This is a genomic window from Croceicoccus hydrothermalis, from assembly GCF_022378335.1.
GTDB classification, from domain to species: Bacteria; Pseudomonadota; Alphaproteobacteria; order Sphingomonadales; family Sphingomonadaceae; genus Croceicoccus; species Croceicoccus hydrothermalis.
In genome coordinates this window covers 74,824-90,898 of sequence record NZ_JAIQCI010000016.1, presented here as the reverse complement: position 1 = coordinate 90,898, position 16,075 = coordinate 74,824, and the positions used below count along the sequence as shown (strand labels likewise).

Genomic DNA, 16,075 nt, shown 5'->3' with positions numbered 1-16,075 from the left:
GGATCGCCCCCGCCCTTCTCTTTAATGACCGGCCGGTTCAGGCGCCCGGCGCTTCGATCGGCACGACTTCCTCGTCGGTGACGCGCTGCCCGGTCTTCATCACGCGCGGCGCCGCCATGCTGGCCAGCACCGGCGCATCGCGGCCGTAGATATCGTCAAAACTGCGCATCTTGCCGTCGATATCGCGGGCCATGGTGAAATAGGTGATATACACCGGCAACTGCTTTTCCAGCGGGACCTTCGTATATTCGCCGCTTCCCGAAATGGCGACGGCCTCTTCCTTGTCCAGCCCGCCGACCGCGATCGCCAGCGTCAACGCAAGTTCCAGCGCGCGTTCGGTCCGGATGCACCCGTGCGAAAGCGCGCGCCTGTCCTGCGTGAAGAAATGTTTCGACGGGGTATCGTGGAGGAAGATCGCATGCTCGTTCGGCATGTCGAGCTTCATGAGGCCGAGCGCGTTATTGGCGCCGGGCTGCTGCACCACGATGGTCATGCCGCTCTCGGTCTTGCTCACCTTGTACCCTTCGCGCGCGGCCTGCGCGGGATTGTTCGACAGGCGCGCGCCCAGCCCCTCGCCCACGACGATGGATTGCGGCACGGTCCAGGTGGGGTTGAAGATCACGCCCTGCACCGTTTCGGCGAGCTGCGGCGTGGCGGTCCGGCCGGGCTTGCCCACGACGGTCTTGTAGCTGCGCACGATCTTGTCGTTGACGGTCAGGCGAAGCTGATACTCCGGCACGTTGGTCAGCAGATAGCTGCGTCCCAGATCCCGGGCGAGCCAGCGCCAGCGATCCATGTTCGCCATGATCCGCGCGCGCTTTTCCTTTTGCGCCGCCGGGGTTTTCGCCAGCATCTCGCGCAGCGCGATGTAATCGGGATGCACGGGTTTGAGCGAATCGAGCGCGCCCGCGATATCGCCCGTTTCAAGCGCCTCGGTCAAAAGCGGCGCGATCGGCAGGCGGTCGGCATCGGGATCGACCACGAACCATTGCCGGCGCGCGTCCATCTCGGTCCGCCCGTCGCGCAGATCCTGCGCCACCCAGGTGAACACGCGCGTCGCCGTGTCGTTGAGCATCTGCGCATCGCCCGAACGGATCGCCGCCTCCAGCATGACCGGCTCGTAATCGCGGGGGAAAAGCCCTTCTGTATCGAGCGTGCGGACATAGGCGAGCAGCGCCTGCGCCTGCGCTGCGGTCCAGTCGGGCGCGACGTCGAAATGATCGGTCGGGATGTCCTGCACCACCGCCTCTGACCCGAACTCCATTTGCGAGGCGGGGACGGCCTCCCGCTTCACCGGGCGGGGGAGCGCCTGTTCGCCCGCCCCCTGCGGGTCGCGTGCCTGCGCGCGGTCGGGCATCTGCCGCACCTGCACCGGCTCGCCATGTTGCAGGAGGTCGCGCGGGGCGCGGTTCTGCTTCGCGGGTGCATCCTGCGCCTGCGCGGCGCCGGCACCGGCCCCTGCGGCAAGGGCCAGCGCACCCAGCGCGCCGGCCACGAGGGAACCTGAAACGCGCGAATGTTTCGAAATCAGCGGCAGGCAGGTCAAATCAACTCTCCTTCGTCGGGCGCCCATGCGCCCGGATCATCTTGCCTTCCATATCCGCTCATACAGCTTTCGCCATGCTTAATCCGTGCCTCCGGCGCGGCGATATCGTCGCGCCCGGGCACCTGTTTGCCCTGCCGATCCCTTGACGTTTGCGCCATTCTGACCCATCGCCGCATACAAATATCACCGCATTTGCGAAGGCGGCATCCCTGCCGCACCGTTCGCACAGGCAAAACGGGGAAGACACGACCATGACAGCCGTTGGAAAAGACACCCTCAAGACCCGCACCACGATGAATGTCGGCGGTCGCGAAATCGCCTATTATTCGCTGAACAAGGCGGGTGAGCAGCTCGGCGACGTATCGCGTCTGCCCTTTTCGCTGAAGGTGCTGCTCGAAAACATGCTCCGGTTCGAGGATGAAGGCTTTACCGTGGGCCGCGAACATGCGCAGGCCATCGCCGACTGGCAGAAGAACCCGGTCACGGGGCAGGAGATTCAGTATCGCCCCGCCCGCGTCCTGCTTCAGGATTTCACCGGCGTGCCCTGCGTCGTCGATCTGGCCGCGATGCGCGATGCCATCGGCACGCTGGGCGGCGATACGTCCAAGATCAACCCGCAGGTGCCCGTGCATCTCGTCATCGACCACTCCGTCATGGTCGACGAATTCGGCCACCCCAAGGCGTTCGAACACAATGTCGAGATGGAATATCAGCGTAATGCCGAGCGTTACGACTTCCTGAAATGGGGCGCGAAGAGCCTCGACAATTTCAAGGCGGTCCCTCCCGGCACCGGCATCTGCCACCAGGTGAACCTCGAACATATCGGCCAGGGCGTGTGGACGAGCCAGGATGAAAGCGGCGCGACCGTCGCCTATCCCGACACCTGCGTCGGCACCGATTCGCACACCACCATGATCAACGGCCTCGGCGTGCTGGGCTGGGGCGTCGGCGGGATCGAGGCGGAGGCTGCCATGCTCGGTCAGCCGGTCTCGATGCTCATCCCCGAGGTCGTCGGCTTCAAGCTGACCGGCAAGATGGCCGAGGGCATCACCGCGACCGATCTCGTGCTGACCTGCGTGCAAATGCTGCGCGCGAAGGGCGTCGTGGGCAAGTTCGTCGAATTCTACGGGCCGGGGCTCGCCTCGCTCAGCCTCGCCGACCGTGCGACCATCGCCAACATGGCGCCGGAATATGGCGCGACCTGCGGCTTCTTCGGCATCGACGACAAGACGCTGGAATATCTGCGCCTGACCGGCCGCGAGGAGGACGACATCGCTCTTGTCGAAGCCTATGCTCGCGAACAGGGGCTGTGGGCCGATCCGTCGAACCCGGACCCCGTCTTCTCCGACACGCTGGAACTCGACATGGGGCAGGTCGTCCCCTCGCTCGCAGGTCCCAAGCGTCCGCAGGACAAGGTCGCGCTCGACAAGGTGGACGAGCTTTTCAACACCGATCTTGCGGAGGTGTACAAGAAGGCCGCGCCCGACCGCGTCGATGTGGAAACGAAGGGCCATGATATCGGCGACGGCGACGTGGTCATCGCCGCAATCACGAGCTGCACCAACACGTCGAACCCCAGCGTTCTGGTCGCCGCCGGCCTCGTCGCGCGCAAGGCGCATGAAAAGGGCCTGACGCCCAAGCCGTGGGTGAAGACCTCGCTCGCCCCCGGGTCGCAGGTCGTGACCGACTATCTGGAAAAGGCCGGGCTTCAGGACGACCTCAACGCCATCGGCTTCGATCTCGTCGGCTATGGCTGCACCACCTGCATCGGCAATTCCGGCCCGCTGGCCGAGCCGATTTCGGCGGCGATCAACAACAACAATATCGTCGCGGCATCGGTGCTTTCGGGCAATCGCAATTTCGAAGGGCGCGTATCGCCCGACGTGCGCGCCAATTTCCTCGCCTCGCCGCCGCTCGTCGTCGCCTATGCGTTGAAGGGCACGGTGACCGAGGACATCACCACCACGCCGATCGGCACCGACAAGGCGGGCGAAGACGTGTACCTGCGCGATATCTGGCCGACCAATCAGGAAGTCGCCGAGCTGATGAACAGTTCCATCGACCGCACCATGTTCCAGGCCCGCTATGCCGACGTCTACAAGGGCGACGAGCACTGGCAGAAGATCGACGTCACCGGATCCGACACGTATCAGTGGCGCGCCGGGTCGACCTATGTGCAGAACCCGCCCTATTTCGAAGGGATGGGCATGGAGCCTGCCCCCATCGCCGACATCCGCGATGCGAAGCCGCTGGCGATTCTGGGCGATTCGGTCACGACCGACCACATCTCGCCTGCCGGCTCGATCAAGGAAGACAGCCCCGCAGGTCGTTACCTCAAGGAGCATCAGGTCGCGAAGGCGGACTTCAACTCCTACGGTTCGCGCCGCGGCAATCACGAGGTCATGATGCGCGGCACCTTCGCCAATATCCGCATCAAGAACGAGATGGTGCCGGGCGTCGAAGGCGGCGTGACCACCTATAATGGCGAGCAGATGGCGATCTATGACGCCGCGATGAAGCACAAGGCCGACGGCACGCCGCTCGTCGTCGTGGGCGGCAAGGAATATGGCACCGGCTCGTCGCGCGACTGGGCCGCGAAGGGCACGATCCTTTTGGGCGTGCGCGCGGTCATCGTCGAAAGCTACGAGCGTATCCACCGCTCGAACCTCGTCGGCATGGGCGTGCTTCCGCTGCAGTTCAAGGACGGCGACACGCGCCTGTCGCTCGGCCTCACGGGGGAGGACAGCTTCACCATCCTCGGCCTCGACAGCCTGACCCCGGCACAGGACGTGACGGTGGAAGTCACGCGGCCTTCGGGCGAGACGTTCACCTTCACCGCGAAATGCCGGATCGATACCGCCAACGAAATGGAATATTACAAGAACGGCGGCATCCTTCACTACGTGCTGCGCAAGCTGGCCGCGTAACCCGCGACCACCGCAATATGCGGCGATGAAAGGGCGGTCCTTCGGGGCCGCCCTTTTTCATGGAGCCGAACTGCCCTTGGTCATTCGGCATAAAGATGCTTGCATCCCGGCTTCACTAATGCAACCTATTCTCATTAGCATGAATAGGAGGTCACATGCCGTCGCCCATTTCCCCCGCCCGCCCCTTTGTCGAAGCGATGTTCGTCCGGCTCTTTCGTTTGTGGAGCGCCGCGCGGACCGACGGTAATGTCGCATGCGACATGCACGAAGCGGCGCAACGTTTCATGCTTCCCGCCCACGCGGCACAGCTGTGCGCCGGACTGTTTCAGATGGTGGAGGACAGGCTGGGCCGGGAATTGCGGCCCGAATGCTGCTGCGCGCGCACGTTCTCTCCTGATGAAAAGGCGTTGATCGCGCTTCTGGCAAAGGCGGAGAGCGAGGATAACCGCGATCCGCTCGACCGTGCGGCCCTCGGCGTATGCCGGGCGATCGGCATGGGCGGCGCCGTACCGTCGGGCAAGCCCCGCGCATCGACCCTGCGTGGAACGCGGCCCGTGCCCCGCACGCAGCAGCCTGCCGTGACCGGGGCAGAGGCGCTGCATCATGGGCTTTGACCTGTCGACGCTCACCCCGCGGCACGATCTGCGCGCGATCCCACCCCTGCGCGCCATGATCGTGTGCGCGGTCCGTTACGTCCATGTCGCGCGCATCGGGCAATGTTACTGCCATGAAGGGCTGCAGCGGTTCCTCGGCTCAGGGACTGCGATACGCCCTTTTCACTGCTTTTTGTCCGAAGTGGATCAGTACTGGCCCGAACCGGTCGCGTTGAACCGGCCTTGCGATCCCATGCTCAGCTTTGACGAGATGCTGCTCACCGACATGCTCTCGGCGGCGGCGACGGGCGACCGTGATGGGTTCGACCGTTTGATCCATGACATGATTCCGGCGGCAGGACGCCATGCGATGTGGTTCACAGGATCCCGCCTCGTTCGTGCGATGAATCCGCCGGCGTGACGGCGCCGCGGAACAAGCCGCATTCCCGGCGATTGAAACAGCGAGTTGCGGGTCGCCCCGGTCCGCGAATGTTTGTGAAGGAACCCGCTATGAAACGCCTTATCGCTCTTGCCTCCGCGCCGCTCCTGCTTGCCGCCTGTGGCGATAACGATGCCGAAGAGGCAACCGTCCCCGCCGACACCATGGCGACCGATACCGCGACGATCCCCGCGACCGATCCCAGTGCGGAGGCCGCGCTCGGCATGACCGAAGTGCAATTGATGGATGCCGATCTTGTCGATGCTGCGGGCGAGGATCTCGGCGATGTCGAGGGTGTGGTCCGCGATGCGTCGGGCACGGTGACCGCGCTCAACGTGGAACGTAACGGCGGAATGGTCGCCGTCCCGCTCGACAGCCTGACCCGCATGGACATCGACGGCGAGATGGACGTGCAGACCACGCTTTCGCCCGAGGAACTCGACGCGCTCGCCCCGACGCCGATGTAAGGCGGATCGCGGCGAACAGGATGGGGGCGGGCGTTACGGCCCGGCCCCGTCCTCGCGTTCCGGCGCATCGGCGAACAGGCCACCCTGCACCGCCCCGCCCGGCGGCGTCAGGCCGAGATGCTGCCACCCCCGGTCGTTAAGGCACCGCCCCCGCGCCGTGCGCGCGATCAGGCCCAGCTGTATCATGTAGGGCTCGACCACCTCCTCCACCGTGTCGCGCGGCTCGGACAGTCCGGCGGCCAAAGTCTCGATCCCGACCGGCCCGCCCTTGTAGATATCGGCGATCATGGTGAGATAGCGCCGGTCCATCGCGTCAAGGCCCAGCCGGTCGACCTCCAGCCGGGTCAGCGCGTCATCCGCAATCGCCTTCGTGACGATGCGCGCGCCCGCGACACTCGCGAAATCGCGCACCCGGCGCAGCAGGCGCCCCGCCACGCGCGGCGTCCCGCGGGCCCGCCGCGCGATTTCGATGGCGCCGCCTTTGTCGATGTCGAGGTCGAGCAGCCGCGCCGCCCGCGTCACCACGCGCTCCAGCTCCTCCACCGTATAGAATTGAAGCCGCACCGGAATGCCGAACCGATCGCGCAACGGCGTGGTCAGCAAACCCTGCCGCGTGGTCGCGCCGACCAGGGTGAAGGGCGGCAGGTCGATGCGCACCGAGCGCGCCGACGGCCCCTCACCGATGATGAGATCGAGCGCGCGATCCTCCATCGCGGGATAGAGCACCTCCTCCACGACGGGGTTGAGGCGGTGGATCTCGTCGATGAACAGGACGTCGCCAGCCTCCAGATTGGTCAGCAGCGCCGCAAGATCGCCCGATTTGGCGACCACCGGGCCGGAGGTGGCGCGAAACCCCACGCCCAGCTCCTTTGCGACAATCTGCGCTAGCGTCGTCTTGCCAAGGCCCGGCGGACCGAAGAACAGCACGTGGTCCATCGCCTCGCCGCGCGATTTCGCCGCCTCGACGAACACGCGCAGGTTTTCGCGCGCGGTCTTCTGCCCCACGAATTCGGCCAGCGATTTGGGGCGCAGCGCCGCATCGGGATCGTCGGGCAGGCGTTCGGGGGTGTGGATCGGCCCTTCGCCCGGCATGTCGTCCATGTTCATGCCATCACCCCGCCGCCCGTTTCAACGCGACGCGGACCAGATCGTTCAGGCCCGCGCCCTCGCCCAAGCTCGCCCGCCGCATGGGCGACCGCGCTCGCCGCGATGGCGGGTTTGAAGCCCAGGTTTTCGAGCGCGGAAACCGCGTCGGCATTCGCGCCGCCAACCGGCGCCGCACCGCCCCCCGGCCCGCCAGGCGCGGTGGGCAATGCGCCGGCCTTGTCCTTCAATTCATTGACGATGCGGCTGGCCAGCTTCGGGCCGACGCCATTGGCGCGTGCGACCATGGCGGCGTCCTGCTGCGCGCAGGCCCGCTGCAACTCGTCCGTCGCCAATGCCGACAGGATTGCGAGCGCGACCTTCGATCCCACCCCCTGCACCGCCGTCAACAACCGGAACCAGTCCCGCTCCGCCCCGCTGGCAAAACCGATGAGCCGCATGTCGTTTTCCGACACCTGGAGATCGGTGAACACGGTGCACCCATCCCCCCGCTCACCCAGAGTGGAAAGCGTGCGCGCCGAACAATGGACGAGATAGCCCACCCCGCCCACGTCGATAATGGCCCAGTCCATGCCGGTTTCGTCCAGCCTGCCGGAGAGTTTCGCAATCATGGCCGGACGCTAGCGCACGCGGAACGGGAAGGGAACATGCCCGCCCGCGTTTTCCCGGCGCTATTTATTGGCCTGCGCGTCCTGCGGCACATCGTCGTCCGGCCCGAAGTAAAGCGGCGCGCATTGGTCGGCCAGCACGCCGCCGGTGATGGTCAAATCGTCCTTATACGCATCGGCGATGTAATCGAGCGTGGAAAGGTGCCGATCCTCGAAATACATGTCGTGCACGTCGTCCCGGCCCGCGCCATAAACGATGCGCGTGACCCCGGCCCAGATGCTGGCCATGGTGCACATGCCGCACGGCTGCAACGTGGAATAGAGCGTCGCCCCGCGCATCTGCATGTCGCCCAATGCCTGCCCCGCCGCGCGCATGGCGGTGATTTCGGCATGGGCGGTGGGGTCGCACCCTTCGACGGTGCGGTTCACCCCGCCCGCGATTTGCGACCCATCGCGCACGATCACCGCCGCAATCGGCGTATTGGCGGGATCGGTGCCCTTTTCCCGAATGGCGAGGGCGATGGCCTCGCGCATCCAGTCGCGGTCCTGTGTGTTATGATCCATGCGGTTTCAGATGGGCATGCGCGATCGCCACGGCAAGCGCGTCGGCCGCATCGGGGCCTGTAATCTTCACGCCGGGGAGCAGCACTTTCAACATCGCCTGCACCTGCTCCTTCTGTGCGGCGCCGGTGCCGACGACGGCTTTCTTCACGATGCGCGTCGAATGTTCGAACACCGGCACATGCCCCGCGGCACAGGCGGCGAGGACACACCCCCGCGCATGCGCGAGTTTCAGTGTGGATTGCGGGTTCTTGTTGACGAAGACCTCCTCCACCGCCGCGACATCCGGGTGATGCGCGGCAATGGCGGCTGCGACGCCTTCCTGTATCTGCAACAAACGCTCGGCAATGGGCAGCTTGGAATTTGTCGGCAATTGCCCGTTGGCGATATGCGACAATCGCGCGCCGTCGACACGGACCAGCCCCCATCCGGTGCAGGTCAGCGAGGGGTCCAGCCCCAGGACGATCATCGAAGCACAATCATCGAAGCACGATCATCGAAGCACGATCATTGGAAGGCGAAACCGAATCGCCCGCTTATTCTGCGCCAAGCTTTTCCATGATCTCGTCCGACACTTCGTAATTGCCCCAGACGGTCTGCACATCGTCATCATCGTCGAGCGCGTCGATCAGCTTGAACAAGGTCTGCGCCGGCGCTTCTTCCATGTCGACGGTGATGTTGGGCTTCCACGCCAGCTTGACCGTCTCGGCCTCGCCCAGCGTCTTTTCCAATGCGCTCGCCACCTCGTGCAGATCGTCCGCCGCGGTCCAGATTTCGTGCTCGTCCTTGCCCGACTGGATATCCTCGGCGCCCGCCTCCATCGCGGCTTCGAGCACCTTGTCCTCGCCGCCGACGCTCGCGGGGTATACGATCAGGCCGAGCCGTTCGAAACCGTGGCTGACCGATCCCGACGCGCCGAGATTGCCGCCGTTCTTCGAAAAGGCGGTGCGCACGTTCGTCGCGGTGCGGTTGCGATTGTCGGTCAATGCCTCGACGATGATCGCGACGCCCTGCGGGCCGTAACCTTCGTAGCGGATTTCCTCGTAATCGTCGCCTTCGTTGGCCGATGCCTTGTCGATGGCGCGCTGAATGTTGTCCTTGGGCATCGACTGCGACTTCGCGGCGTTCACGGCGAGGCGCAGGCGCGGGTTCATGTCCGGATCGGGCATGCCCATTTTCGCCGCCACGGTGATTTCGCGCGAAAGCTTGGAAAACATCGCGGAACGCTTCTTGTCCTGCGCGCCCTTGCGATGCATGATATTCTTGAATTTGGAATGGCCTGCCACCAATCCGCTCCTGTCGTCATATTATGGATTGGCGCGGTGCTTAGACCGGCGCCCATCCCTTCGCAAGGCCAACCCTTCGTCAGCATGCCGTCCACGTCCCCGGCTTTCATCGAGGCCGCAATCCGGAACACCCCGCCCATGCCGATCCTCGCCATCGACCACGTCAATATCCGCACGCCGGACATGGCCGGCACCATCGCGTTCTTTCGCGATATGCTGGAAATGGAAATCACCGCCGCGCCGGGCCGGCAGGTGGAGCATAACGCATGGCTGCTCGACCAGGCGGGCCGCGCCGTCATCCACCTGCTCAGGCAGAAACCCGGCGCGCCGGTCGGGGACGACAATGGCGCGTTCGATCACGTCGCACTCGAATGCAGCGGGTATGACGCGCTGCTCGAACGGCTCGGCCGCAATGGTTATCGCGTGCGCACCAACGAGGTCGCGGAAATCGGCCTGCGCCAGATTTTCGTGCACGAGCCGAATGGCGTGCTTCTGGAACTCAATTTCCGCGGCGCTTGATACTCAATCGAGGGTAACCGCGGTCCCGCTGCACGACACCATCAGCATCGAGCCGTTCTGGCCCAGCACCTCGTAATCGATATCGACGCCGACGACGCCATTGCCGCCCAGTTCCCGTGCTTCGGCCTGCATCTCGGAAAGCGCTTCCTTGCGCGCGCGGGACAATACCTCCTCATATTTTCCCGAACGCCCGCCGACGAGGTCGGTGATGGAGGCGAACAGGTCGCGAAACAGGTTCGCGCCCACGATCACCTCGCCCGTGACGATGCCGAGATATTCGCGCACCGCGCGCCCTTCGACGACGGCGGTGGTGGTCACCACCATGCCGCCGCCATCGCCGCGATTGCTCCATGGACTAGGCATTGACCACGCTCCCGCCATTGGGGTGCAGCACCTGTCCGGTCATGTAGGACGAATCCTCGCACGCCAGGAACAGGAACGCGGGCGCGACCTCGTTGGGTTGGCCGGGGCGGCCCATTGGCGTGCCCTCGCCGAAATGCTCGACCTTTTCGGGCGGGGCGCCGCCGGCGGGGTTGAGCGGCGTCCAGATCGGGCCGGGCGCGACCGCGTTCACGCGAATGCCGTCATCGACCAGATTGCCCGAGAGCGAGCGGGTAAAGGCCGTGATCGCACCCTTCGTCGCGCTGTAGTCGAGCAGGCCGGGCGAGCCCTTGTACATCGTCACGCTGGTGCAATTGACGATCGCCGCGCCTTTTTTCAGATGCGGGCGCGCGGCCTGCACCATGTAGAACTGCGAAAAGATGTTGGACTGAAACGTGCGCTGCAACTGTTCGGGCGTGATGTCGGTCACGTCCTTGTCGGGGTGCTGCTCGCCCGCGTCGTTCACGAGGATGTCGAGACGGCCCCATTTGTCGACCGTTTCGCGCACAATCTTGTCGCATTGCTCCTTGTGTCCGAGATCGCCGGGGAAAAGTAGCGCCTCGCTCCCCTCGTCGCGGACGAGCTGCGCGGTCTTTTCCGCATCCTCATGCTCGGACAGGTAGGAGATCGCGACCTTCGCCCCTTCGCGGGCATAGAGCACGGCGACGGCGCGGCCGATGCCGCTATCGGCGCCGGTGACGATGGCGACCTTGTCCTTCAGCCGCCCCGATCCGGGGTAGCGGGGCATGTATTCGGGCGTCGGATCGAGCTTTGCCTCGCTGCCGGGAAGGCCGGGTTCCTCGTCGATCTTCCCAATGAAATCGGCATTGGCCATGGGGTTGTCCTTTCAAAATCGCGTTTGAAAGGAAACGGGCCGGACATGAGCCCCGTTCCGCGAACGGTCGCATGTCCGGCCCGCATTGCCGAATAGTCGGGGGCGGCCGGTCGAGTTCAGTCGAGGCCCAGCGCCGCCTTGTAGGTTTCGAGCACCATGTCCATTTCGCGGCGGTCGTCGGCCTTCATCTTTCTGAGGCGGACGATCTGTCGCATGATCTTCACGTCATAGCCTACGGCCTTTGCCTCGCCATAGACTTCCTTGATGTCGTCGGCGATGCCCTTCTTTTCCTCTTCGAGGCGTTCGATACGCTCGATCAGCAGGCGCAGGCGATCGTCGGTGTTTTCGGCCATGGCGGCGTGTCTCCACAATGATAGAATCGGGTTCGAGCGTCATGCCCGGCAGGGCGCGGCCTTAGCCAAGAGGCGCGCGGGCGTGAACCCGTGCCCGCGCGATTTATGCACAGGGTGCACCTCAGCCCGCTCGCCCCGCCGCCGAAGCAGGATTTTCAGATATTGCTCTCAACCTTGTTGCGCTTCACGCTCGCCTCCATCCGGGCGATCTGGTCTTCGGTCGCGGGGGTCTGATGCCGGTCCTTCCACGCGTCCATCGGCATGCCGTGGATGAGCGCGCGGGCCTCTGCCTTGTCGCCATCGTATCCGGCGTCGCGAATCCAGTCGGCGAGGCAATTACGGCAAAACCCCGATGTCCCCATCAACTCGATATTCTGCACGTCGGTGCGATGACGCAGATGGCGCACGAGGCGCCGGAACGCGGCGGCGGCCTGTTCGTCGGGCAGCTGATCGAGGGGGTCGGTCATGTCGTTTCTCCAATTGAATATCGCCACTAACGCTTGCGAGCGGGGGACTGTGCCCATAGGACTTGCCACTGAGCAGCCATCGGGACAAATCTTCTTGCACAAGTTCGAACCGCGCGACCGCAAGGTCAAGATTCTCGCCACGCTCGGCCCTGCGAGCCGCGACCCCGAAATGATCGAGCGGCTGCTGACCTCCGGTGCCGATGCGTTTCGCGTGAACATGAGCCACGGCGAACATGCCGATCATGCAAAGACCATCGCCGCGATCCGCGCTCTGGAGGAAAAGACCGGCCGCCCCATCGGCATATTGTGCGATCTTCAGGGGCCGAAGCTGCGCGTGGGCAAGTTCAAGGACGGCAAGGCCGTGATCCGTCATTCGGGGCATTTCACGCTCGACCGCCGGGACGAACCGGGCGACGAAACGCGCGTGCAACTGCCGCATCCCGAATTGTTCGGCCTGCTTCAAAAAGGGCAGCGCCTGCTGCTCGACGATGGGAAGCTCCGCCTGCGCGTGATTCGCGCCGACGACGACGAAATCCTGTGCAGCGCGGAGGTCGGCGGCGTCATTTCGGACCGCAAGGGCGTGAACGTGCCCGATGCGGAAATTCCCATTCCCGCCCTCACGCCCAAGGATCGCCGCGACCTTGCCTTCGCCGTGGAGCACAAGGCGGACTGGATCGGCCTGTCCTTCGTGCAGCGGCCAGAGGACGTGGCCGAGGCGCGCAAGCTCATGGGCGGCTACGGCGCGTTGATGGCCAAGATCGAGAAACCGCTGGCCGTGCGCCATCTGGACGAAATTCTCGAACTGTCGGACGGGCTGATGGTGGCGCGCGGCGATCTCGGCGTGGAGCTGAACCCGGAGGAAGTGCCGCCGCTTCAGAAACGCATCGTGCGCCAGGCCCGCGCGGCGGGCAAGCCGGTCGTGGTCGCCACGCAAATGCTGGAATCCATGATCGAAAGCCCCTCGCCCACGCGGGCGGAGGTGTCGGATGTCGCCAATGCCGTCTATGACGGGGCCGACGCGGTGATGCTTTCGGCCGAAACCGCCGCCGGGCAATGGCCGGAGGAAGCCGTCACCATCATGGACCGCATCGCCGGACAGGTCGAACGCGACCCCGGCTATTCCGACCATATCGCACTCGGCCATGTGGAGCCGGATGCGACGACCTCCGATGCCCTTGCCGAGGCCAGCGCGTCCATCGCCAACACCCTGCCGATCGCGGCGATCACCGTGTTCACCGCGTCCGGCAGCACGGCGCGGCGCGTCGCCCGCGAACGGCCGGGCGTGCCGCTGCTCGTGCTCACCCCGGCGGTGAAGACGGCGCGGCGTTCGGCGTTGCTCTGGGGTGCGCACGCGGTCCGCACGAAGGACATCGGCAGTTTCGAGGAGATGATCGCCAAGGGCAAGCGCATGGCGCTGCGCAACGGTTTCGGCACGGCGGGCTCGAAGCTGGTCGTGCTGGCGGGCGTGCCGTTCGGTGTGCCGGGCGCGACGAACCTGCTGCATGTCGTCACCCTTACGGGCAACGAGCTTGAAGGTTACCTGACCGAACCGTAAGCTTTGGGCGGGGGCGGAATAAACGCCTCGCAATTGCAATAGGACGAAACCCGGTATAGCTGCCCGGCGCGAAGGATGCACTTCGCGCGTGAGGGTAGGAACGACATTGACCGCAACAGCCGTACTTCGCCGACCCGTTCTGTGCCTGGCCGCCCTGATCGCCGGCACCGGCACCGCCCATGCGCAGATCGCGCCCACAGCACCCGCCGTTGCCGACACGATCGTCGTCACCGCGGGCAAGGGCGATACCGGCGCGCTCGACTATCCCGGCCATGTCGCGAATTATGATGCGGCCATGCTGAACGCGCGGCAGTTTCGCGATCTGTCCTCGCTGACCTATGCCGAACCGAACGTGTCGCTCGACCCCATCGGAACCTTTGCCGGGGTGGCCAATTTCTCGATCCGCGGGCTGGGCGTCAATAGCTCGATCCCGTCGATCGACCCGGCGGTCGGCCTGTTCATCGACGGAGTGTATGTCGGCATCAATGCCGGCACGGTGTTCGATGCGCTGGATGTGAGCAGCGTCAAGATTTTGCGCGGGCCGCAAGGCGTCTTGTTCGGGCGCAACACGACGGGCGGCGCGGTGTTGGTCGAAACGGGCGACCCTTCGTTTCGCGGCGAAGGGCACGCGGGTATCACGTTGGAAACGCCGGTGGACGGCGGCCGGGGCGCCCCGATGGCGACGGCGCGGGCGGTGGTGTCGGGACCGCTGTCGAACCGGCTGGCGATCCGATTGGGCGCGCTGCACACCATCGACGGCGGCTATTTTCGCAACGGGTTCAACGACAGCGATTTCGGCGCGGCACGGACGAGCGTGCTGCGCGGCGGGCTGACCTTCGTGGCGAGCGAAAGGCTGACCATCACGGCAAAGGGCGAATGGCACGACAGCTCGGGCGACGGCGCACCGACGCAGAACCACGGTCAGCATTCGCGCTATGGCTATACGCTCGCGGTGGATGAGGAAGGGTTTTACGACAGCCGCTCCGATTTTGCGGTGCTGCGCGGGGAATATCGGCTCGGCAACGGGCGGCTGACCAATATTTTCGGGTGGCGGCAATATGACCTGCGCACACGCAACGATATCGATTCCAGCCCGGCGTTCATATTCCACTCTAACACCGGCACGTCACAGGAACAGTTTTCGAACGAATTGTTCTGGTCCGGCGCGCTGGGCCGGGCGAAGGTGACGGCGGGCGGATATGTCTTTACGCAGGATGTCGCCTATGACGAGGATCGCTCGCTTCCGCCGTTCAGTGCGCTCAATTTCTACGGCGGGGGTCGGCAGGATCACGATGTCTACGGCCTCTATGCGCAGGCCGATTACCCCGTCGCGACGCGGCTGACGCTCGGCCTCGGCCTGCGCTGGTCGCGGGAGGAGAAGCGCGCCGACATCAGTTTCGTTCGCCCGCGCAACGCCCCCTGTTTCGTCACGCAAGGCACCTGCCCCTTTACCGGCACGAACCCCGTGACCGGAGAGGACAACGGGTTTTCCGATGCGCGCGCCTGGAACAGCCTGTCGCCGCGCATCGCGCTGTCCTACGCCATCGTGCCGGTCGCCAATGCCTATGCGAGCTGGACCCGGGGGCATCGTTCGGGCGGCTACAACCTGCGCGTGACGCAGCCCGCCGCGTTTCAGGATGTCGCCGACCTCCTCGGCAGCGCGGCGTTTGACGAGGAGCGCGTCGACAGTTTCGAGGCGGGCTTCAAATATCGTTCCCCCGGCGGGCGCGCGGCGCTGACCGTCGCCGCGTTCTGGACCGAGGTGGACGATCTGCAGCGCGAGGTCAGCGTGGCGAGCGTGGCATCCGGCCTTGCGCAATCGGTCTACAACACCGCCGACGCCCGCATTCGCGGCGGCGAGATCGCGGGCCATTTCGCGGTGTCGCCGATCGTGACGATCCACGCCAATGCCGGCTATATCGACGCGCAATATCGCCGCGTGTTTCAGGATATCTCGGGCGACGGGGTCATCGATGGGGCCGATCGCGCGCTTGCCCTGCCGCGCGTGCCGGAATGGACCTATGGCGCAGGGGCGGTGGCCAATGTGCCGGTGCCGGGGGTGCGGCAGGGTGCAATGCTGACCGCCCGCGCGGATTTTCAGCATCGCGACCGCTACGCCTATACCGACAATAATTTCGGCTATGTCGATGCGTTCGACAATCTGGACGCCAGCATCGGCCTCGACCTTGGCGAGCCGGGCATCCGGCTGACGCTGTTCGGGCGCAACCTGCTCGACAATGTGCAGTTCGGCGGCGACACGCAGATTCCATTCGCCGCCGGGCCGTTTTCGGATGGGGAGAACACCCCGTTCGACCCCGCGCCCGCCACCGGCACGTTCAGCCCGCTGATCAAAGGGCGGCGCGTGGGCGTGGAGCTTGCTTTCGATTGGTAGGACGGCCCCGCGATACGGCGCTTGACGGCGGCGGCACCACTT

16 protein-coding genes and 1 pseudogene are annotated in these 16,075 nt (G+C 65.1%); 7 read left to right on the top strand and 10 right to left on the bottom strand.

Annotated features, from left to right (window positions below):
* Positions 1 to 37: 37 nt before the first annotated feature.
* Positions 38 to 1,495: a L,D-transpeptidase family protein gene (locus K4G67_RS10745; protein ID WP_239806366.1), complete on the bottom strand. Its 1,458-nt coding sequence runs from the start codon at positions 1,493 to 1,495 to the stop codon at positions 38 to 40.
* A gap of 302 nt (positions 1,496 to 1,797) precedes the next feature.
* Here K4G67_RS10745 and acnA point away from each other — a divergent pair, with 302 nt between their 5' ends.
* The 4 genes from acnA (at position 1,798) to K4G67_RS10725 (ending at position 5,972) form a co-directional block, all read left to right on the top strand.
* Entirely contained in the window at positions 1,798 to 4,473 is a 2,676-nt protein-coding gene (gene acnA / locus K4G67_RS10740) for an aconitate hydratase AcnA (protein ID WP_239806365.1), read from the top strand.
* 155 nt (positions 4,474 to 4,628) lie between these two features.
* Positions 4,629 to 5,087, top strand: coding sequence for a hypothetical protein (locus K4G67_RS10735; RefSeq protein WP_239806364.1), 459 nt, complete (start codon positions 4,629 to 4,631; stop codon positions 5,085 to 5,087).
* The gene (locus K4G67_RS10730; protein WP_239806363.1) at positions 5,077 to 5,487 is read left to right on the top strand and encodes a hypothetical protein; all 411 of its coding nucleotides are present in this window, start codon (positions 5,077 to 5,079) and stop codon (positions 5,485 to 5,487) included. The genes K4G67_RS10735 and K4G67_RS10730 overlap by 11 nt, the downstream gene beginning before the upstream one ends.
* A gap of 89 nt (positions 5,488 to 5,576) precedes the next feature.
* Positions 5,577 to 5,972, top strand: a complete 396-nt coding sequence (locus K4G67_RS10725) for a PRC-barrel domain containing protein (protein WP_239806362.1) — start codon at positions 5,577 to 5,579, stop codon at positions 5,970 to 5,972.
* A gap of 33 nt (positions 5,973 to 6,005) precedes the next feature.
* Here K4G67_RS10725 and ruvB read toward each other — a convergent pair whose 3' ends face one another.
* From ruvB to K4G67_RS10700, 5 genes and pseudogenes are all read right to left on the bottom strand, one after another.
* The gene (ruvB, locus tag K4G67_RS10720; RefSeq protein ID WP_239806388.1) at positions 6,006 to 7,064 is read right to left on the bottom strand and encodes a Holliday junction branch migration DNA helicase RuvB; all 1,059 of its coding nucleotides are present in this window, start codon (positions 7,062 to 7,064) and stop codon (positions 6,006 to 6,008) included.
* A gap of 19 nt (positions 7,065 to 7,083) precedes the next feature.
* Positions 7,084 to 7,687, bottom strand: a pseudogene (ruvA, locus tag K4G67_RS10715) (Holliday junction branch migration protein RuvA).
* Between the two features lie 60 nt (positions 7,688 to 7,747).
* On the bottom strand, positions 7,748 to 8,248 hold the full coding sequence (locus K4G67_RS10710) for a nucleoside deaminase (RefSeq protein WP_239806361.1): 501 nt from the start codon (positions 8,246 to 8,248) through the stop codon (positions 7,748 to 7,750).
* Positions 8,238 to 8,714: a crossover junction endodeoxyribonuclease RuvC gene (gene ruvC, locus K4G67_RS10705; protein WP_239806360.1), complete on the bottom strand. Its 477-nt coding sequence runs from the start codon at positions 8,712 to 8,714 to the stop codon at positions 8,238 to 8,240. The genes K4G67_RS10710 and ruvC overlap by 11 nt, the downstream gene beginning before the upstream one ends.
* 67 nt (positions 8,715 to 8,781) lie before the next feature.
* Positions 8,782 to 9,531: a YebC/PmpR family DNA-binding transcriptional regulator gene (locus K4G67_RS10700; RefSeq protein WP_202086409.1), complete on the bottom strand. Its 750-nt coding sequence runs from the start codon at positions 9,529 to 9,531 to the stop codon at positions 8,782 to 8,784.
* A gap of 84 nt (positions 9,532 to 9,615) precedes the next feature.
* On the opposite strand from K4G67_RS10700, the gene K4G67_RS10695 reads away from it, so the two are divergent.
* Positions 9,616 to 10,050 carry a VOC family protein gene (locus K4G67_RS10695; protein WP_239806359.1) on the top strand — a complete coding sequence of 145 codons (435 nt, stop codon included), beginning with the start codon at positions 9,616 to 9,618 and terminating at the stop codon, positions 10,048 to 10,050.
* Between the two features lie 3 nt (positions 10,051 to 10,053).
* On the opposite strand, the gene K4G67_RS10690 is transcribed toward K4G67_RS10695, so the two are convergent.
* The 4 genes from K4G67_RS10690 to K4G67_RS10675 form a co-directional block, all read right to left on the bottom strand.
* Entirely contained in the window at positions 10,054 to 10,374 is a 321-nt protein-coding gene (locus K4G67_RS10690) for a heavy metal-binding domain-containing protein (RefSeq protein ID WP_239806387.1), read from the bottom strand.
* 31 nt (positions 10,375 to 10,405) lie between these two features.
* Entirely contained in the window at positions 10,406 to 11,266 is an 861-nt protein-coding gene (locus K4G67_RS10685; RefSeq protein WP_239806358.1) for an SDR family oxidoreductase, read from the bottom strand.
* A 116-nt stretch (positions 11,267 to 11,382) separates the two neighbouring features.
* Positions 11,383 to 11,619 (bottom strand): DUF2312 domain-containing protein, encoded by a 237-nt coding sequence (locus K4G67_RS10680; protein WP_239806357.1) that lies wholly within the window; start codon positions 11,617 to 11,619, stop codon positions 11,383 to 11,385.
* A gap of 155 nt (positions 11,620 to 11,774) precedes the next feature.
* Entirely contained in the window at positions 11,775 to 12,086 is a 312-nt protein-coding gene (locus tag K4G67_RS10675) for a DUF1244 domain-containing protein (RefSeq protein ID WP_239806356.1), read from the bottom strand.
* 94 nt (positions 12,087 to 12,180) lie between these two features.
* Here K4G67_RS10675 and pyk point away from each other — a divergent pair, with 94 nt between their 5' ends.
* Both pyk and K4G67_RS10665 read left to right on the top strand, forming a co-directional pair.
* The gene (gene pyk, locus K4G67_RS10670; protein WP_239806355.1) at positions 12,181 to 13,641 is read left to right on the top strand and encodes a pyruvate kinase; all 1,461 of its coding nucleotides are present in this window, start codon (positions 12,181 to 12,183) and stop codon (positions 13,639 to 13,641) included.
* A gap of 106 nt (positions 13,642 to 13,747) precedes the next feature.
* On the top strand, positions 13,748 to 16,033 hold the full coding sequence (locus K4G67_RS10665; protein WP_239806354.1) for a TonB-dependent receptor: 2,286 nt from the start codon (positions 13,748 to 13,750) through the stop codon (positions 16,031 to 16,033).
* Positions 16,034 to 16,075 lie beyond the last annotated feature (42 nt).